The 4,880-nt window shown below is 71.3% G+C and carries 4 protein-coding genes; 3 read left to right on the forward strand and 1 reads right to left on the reverse strand.

Annotated elements, in window-relative coordinates:
* Positions 1–182 precede the first annotated feature (182 nt).
* Positions 183–1,703: a S1C family serine protease gene (locus ACFWWR_RS10525; RefSeq protein WP_384302826.1), complete on the reverse strand. Its 1,521-nt coding sequence runs from the start codon at positions 1,701–1,703 to the stop codon at positions 183–185.
* Positions 1,704–1,979: 276 nt separating this feature from the next.
* Between ACFWWR_RS10525 and ACFWWR_RS10530 the strand changes: the two genes are divergently transcribed.
* The 3 genes from ACFWWR_RS10530 (at position 1,980) to ACFWWR_RS10540 (ending at position 4,790) form a co-directional block, all read left to right on the forward strand.
* On the forward strand, positions 1,980–2,807 hold the full coding sequence (locus ACFWWR_RS10530; RefSeq protein WP_383862492.1) for a glycerophosphodiester phosphodiesterase: 828 nt from the start codon (positions 1,980–1,982) through the stop codon (positions 2,805–2,807).
* A gap of 189 nt (positions 2,808–2,996) precedes the next feature.
* A complete protein-coding gene (locus ACFWWR_RS10535; RefSeq protein ID WP_384302828.1) occupies positions 2,997–3,683 on the forward strand; it encodes an ATP-binding protein in 687 nt (228 codons plus the stop codon).
* A gap of 141 nt (positions 3,684–3,824) precedes the next feature.
* On the forward strand, positions 3,825–4,790 hold the full coding sequence (locus ACFWWR_RS10540; protein ID WP_383862486.1) for a DUF5926 family protein: 966 nt from the start codon (positions 3,825–3,827) through the stop codon (positions 4,788–4,790).
* Positions 4,791–4,880: the final 90 nt, after the last annotated feature.

A 4,880-nucleotide genomic window follows, 5' to 3' on the forward strand; every position in this document is an offset into this window, starting at 1 on the left:
ACTATTATCTTTTTGTTTCTTAGTTTGTTTACTTACTGACCAAACCACAGTGGGCGCTCCCCCGTCACCCAGTCCTCCCGCCACCCCGCCTCTCTCGCTGACGCGTCTCGGCGACTCCGGCCCCACTCGCCGTAGAGGCCGCGACACACCTCCGCGTGGCCTTCGGCGTGGGGCGGTGTGGGTCAGCTGTCGCCGGTGCGGGAGCCGAGGGTGAGTTCGACCGTGTGGGTCTTGCCGCCGCGTTCGTAGGTGACGGTGACCTTGTCACCGGGCTGGTGGGTCCAGATCTCGCCGATGAGGGTGGGGCCGGAGTCGATCACCCGGTCGTCGAGCTTGGTGATGACGTCGCCGGGCTTGAGGCCGGCCTTGGCGGCGGGGCCGCCCGCCTCGACCGGGTCGGAGCCGCTGGCGCCCTGTTCGGTGATCTGGGCGCCGCCGGTGCCGTCCTCCAGGGAGACGGACGCGCCGATCTTGGCGTAGACGGGCTTACCGGTCTTGATCAGCTGCTGGGCGACGTACTTGGCCTGGTTGATCGGGATGGCGAAGCCGAGGCCGATCGAGCCGGACTGGCTGGTGCCGCCGAGGCCGCCGCCGCTGCTGGACTGGATCGCGGAGTTGATGCCGATGACGTTGCCCTGTGCGTCGAGGAGCGGGCCTCCGGAGTTGCCGGGGTTGATCGACGCGTCGGTCTGCAGGGCGCTCATGTAGGACGCGTTGCTGCCGGTGCCGTCGCTGGAGGCGACCGGGCGGTTCTTCGCGCTGATGATGCCCGTCGTGACCGTGTTGGAGAGGCCGAAGGGGGCGCCGATCGCGATCGTCGAGTCCCCGACCGCGACCTTTTCCGAGTCGCCGAGGGTGAGCGGCTTGAGGTCGGAGGGGGCGTTCTTGAGCTTGATGACCGCCACGTCGTAGCCCTGCGCGTGGCCCACGACCTCCGCGTCGTACTTCTTGCCGCTCGGGAAGGTCGCCGTGAGCTTGCCGCCGTCGACCGCGTCGGCCACCACGTGGTTGTTGGTGACGATGTGGCCCTCGGTGTCGAAGACGAAACCGGTGCCGGTGCCGCCCTCGCCGCTGGTGGACTCGGCCTGGATGGTCACGGTGCTGGGCAGCGCCTTGGCGGCGACGCCGGCGACCGTGCCGGGGTCGCGCTTGACGGAGCCGCCGCTGTCGGAGGCGGAGACGGTGGTGGAGGAGCTGCTGTCGTCGTTCTTGGCCAGGGTGTAGCCGAGACCGCCGCCCAGGCCGCCCGCGACCAGCGCGGCCACCAGGACGGCGGCGACGAGGCCGCCGCGCCCGCTGCGGGGCTTCGGCGCGGGCTGCTGGTAGGCGGCGCCCCAGGCGGCTCCCGCGCCGCCGGAGCCGCCGCCTGCGCCACCGTCCGAGTACGGGGAGCCGCCGGAACCGGCATCGGCGTACGACGGGGTGGCGGGGGGCGGCGGGGGCGGCCAGGCACCCTGCGGTGCGGAGCCTTCCTGCGGAGTGCCGCCGTGTCCGGCCGCGGCGTAGGCGGGGGCCTGGCCCGCGTGCACCAGCTGCTCCTGGGCACCGGAGGCGCCCTGCGACGTCGGCGGAAGCGGAGTCGTCCGGGCGCCTGCGTCGGGAGCGGCGGGCTCCTGGTGCGCCGGAGCAGCGGGAGCATCCACCGGCACGGGGGGTGCGGACGGGGCGGGGGGTACCGCGGTGCCCTCGTTCTCGGTGCTCACAGCTTCTCTCCTCGGTCCACGGCTGTTGTTGTCGGTCGCACTGGGGTCACGCGCTACACGCTTCGCGTTGGTCGACGGTCCGGCGCGATGCAGCTGTGCATGTGTTCGTGCAGGTGTTTTTGTATGCCGTCAGCTTTTCCCACAGGCCGTCAGAGCACCATAAGCGGTGCCTGTGGGTCTGCGGCCATTCTTTATATAGGCCATGCAGGACATACAGGGCGCAATCCCAGGGCCTCCGTTCGCACGCGTACCCCCCTGCGGTGGCACCATGACGCGGTGACCCATGTACGACAGCACCGGATTCAGGTCGTCGCCCACCGCGGAGCCTCCGAGGAGGCCCCCGAGCACACGCTGGCCGCGTACAGGAAGGCGATCGAGGACGGCGCCGACGCCCTCGAATGCGATGTACGGCTGACCGCGGACGGCCATCTCGTCTGCGTCCACGACCGTCGCGTCAACCGTACGTCCAACGGACGCGGAGCGGTCTCCGCTCTGGAGCTCGCCGATCTCGCCACCCTGGACTTCGGCTCGCGCAAGACCCGGGACTTCTGGCGCACGCGCGACGAGGAGCCCGACTGGGAGTTCCGCCCCGAGGACCGCGAGGACACCTCCGTGCTCACCCTGGAGCGGCTCCTGGAGCTCGTCGCGGACGCGGGGCGCCGGGTGGAGCTGGCGATCGAGACCAAGCACCCCACGCGGTGGGCGGGGCAGGTCGAGGAGCGGCTCCTGGAACTGCTGAAGCGGTTCGGGCTGGACGCCCCGGCGTCCGCGGCCGAGTCGCCGGTGCGGGTCATGAGCTTCTCGGCGCGCTCACTGCACCGGGTGCGGGCCGCCTCACCGACGCTGCCGACGGTCTATCTGATGCAGTTCGTCTCGCCCCGGCTGCGGGACGGCAGGCTGCCGGTGGGCGTGCGGATCGCGGGTCCCTCGATGCGGATCGTGCGCAATCACCCGGCATACATCGAGCGTCTGAAACGAGCCGGCCACCAGGTGCACGTGTGGACGGTGAACGAACCCGAGGACGTCGATCTCTGTGTCGGCCTGGGCGTCGACGCCATCATCACCAACCGCCCGCGCGCGGTGCTGGGCCGGCTCGGCCGCTGACGCACGCGCGTGTGACGCACGACTCCCGACCCACGTGTGACACACGACTCCCGACCCACGTGTGACGCACGACTCTTGACCCGACAGCCCCACCGGCCCCATCCTCCGATCCCGGCCACACCGTCGAAATCCAGCCAGGCGGCTACAGGGAGTGCTCCGGCGCGTTCGTTCCGTGTTCGAGCGTTGCGAATGCGTCGCCGGACGTGCGTCGGCCGGTTTCCGGTACAGGCCAATGGGGCATCCACACCGTGGCGTGGGGCAAAGGAGGTCTCGGGGGTGGCGTTGGTGGTGGCACAGGAAGTGCCCACGTCGTCGAGCATGGCCGTACCCCATGGCCCTGCGGGCGTGGGCAAGGCAAGACACCGTATGCGCATCCAGTTGCGCAGGGGCGGTGTGTCGGAAACGGTCATCGACGACGCCGTGCTGATTCTTTCCGAACTCTTGAGCAACGCGTGCAAGCACGGCCGGCCGCTGGCCCTGGCCGGCGACGGCGACGTCCGGGCCGCATGGCGGGTGGACGCGGGCGGCAGACTCACGGTCGAGGTGACGGACGGTGGCGGGCCCACCCGCCCGGCTCCGGCCACGCCCTCGGTCACCGCGCACGGCGGCCGCGGGCTCAACATCATCACCGCGCTGGCCGACGACTGGGGCGTACGGGACGACACCCGTGGCGAGATCACCGTGTGGGTCGTCGTCCACAGTGACGTGCACGATCCGGACGCCGGACACCGCCGGGACGACTTCGCCCCCCGCTCTCCCGCTCTCGACTTCGCTCGAGCAGGAGGGACCGCCGAGTCCTCCGGAGCACCGTCGGTCTCGGCGATACCCGAGATGGCCGAGCTGAACTTCGCGGACGCCTTCGACGACCTGGACTGAAAACCGCCGGTCCCGCGGGGTCCGGCACGTTCTCCACGGGGCGGCACGTGGGCCGCGTTGTCCACAGGCACCGGTCGTTGATGACGCAAACGGCTAGGCTCGCGCCAGTACGAGACGAGCCGTAACCGGGAGACACCCACGATGGCCAAGAAGCGACCCCAGACGAAGGCCAAGCGGCCGCAGATCAGCGACGGTGAGGTCCCGGTCGTCGGTGCCCGTGAGCCCTGCCCCTGTGGCAGCGGCCGCCGATACAAGGCCTGCCACGGGCGGGCCGCCCAGCATGCCGTGACCGAGCTGGTGCAGCGCCCGTTCGAGGGGCTGTCCGGCGAGTGCGACTGGGTGGCACTGCGTGAACTGGTGCCGGCCGCCACGGTCGGGCTGACACTGAAGGGCGGCCTCCCCGAGGGCGTCCCGTCGGTCACGCTGGCCACGGTCCTGCCCATGGCCTGGCCGGCGCTGCGCCGCGACGACGGCTCGGTCCTGCTCGGCCTGCAGAACGACACGGCGTCGGGCGACATCAGCCGCGACCTCGCCGACACCCTCCAGCGTGCGCTCACCGCGGACCCGGGCACGCCGGTCCAGTCCCGCCGCGCCCCGGCGGACGGTCCGCGACTGCAGGAACTCCTCGACCCCGAAGGCGCGTTCGAGCCAGTTGTGCACCCGGGCTTCGAATTCTGGGTCCCGGACGCGGAGAACGCCACGCCGGAGGTGACCGCCTCCCTGGAGCGGGCCAACGCCGCGGCCATCCCGACCGTGCGGCTGACCGGTGTGGATGCCGCCTACTGGTGCGAGACGCCGGACAAGAACCACCTGCGCTGGGTGATGCCGTACCCGGAGGAGCAGCTTCTGGACGCCCTCGCGCGGCTGCACGCGGCGGGCCGGTCGAGCCTTGGGGAGGGCACCCGTCTCGTGGGGTCCTTCCGCGCTCACGGGCTCACCGTGCCCGTCTGGGACCTGCCGAGCGCGGTCACCGCGGAGGACATCGAGAAGCCGGCCGCCGAGTTCGCCGAGCGCCTTGCCGACGCGCTGGCCACGGACGCACCGCTGACCGCGGACGAGCGCCGCGCGCGCGGCGGACTGACCAACCGGCAGGTCACGCTGAGTTGACGTGGGACGTGGGGGGGGGCGGGGGGGGGGCCCCCCCCCCCCTACCTGGCGGGGACAGTCAGGCCTGGATGATCGGCTCACGCGTGAACC

Origin of the sequence: Streptomyces sp. NPDC058678 (genome assembly GCF_042714835.1) — a bacterium.
Lineage (GTDB): Bacteria > Actinomycetota > Actinomycetes > Streptomycetales > Streptomycetaceae > Streptomyces.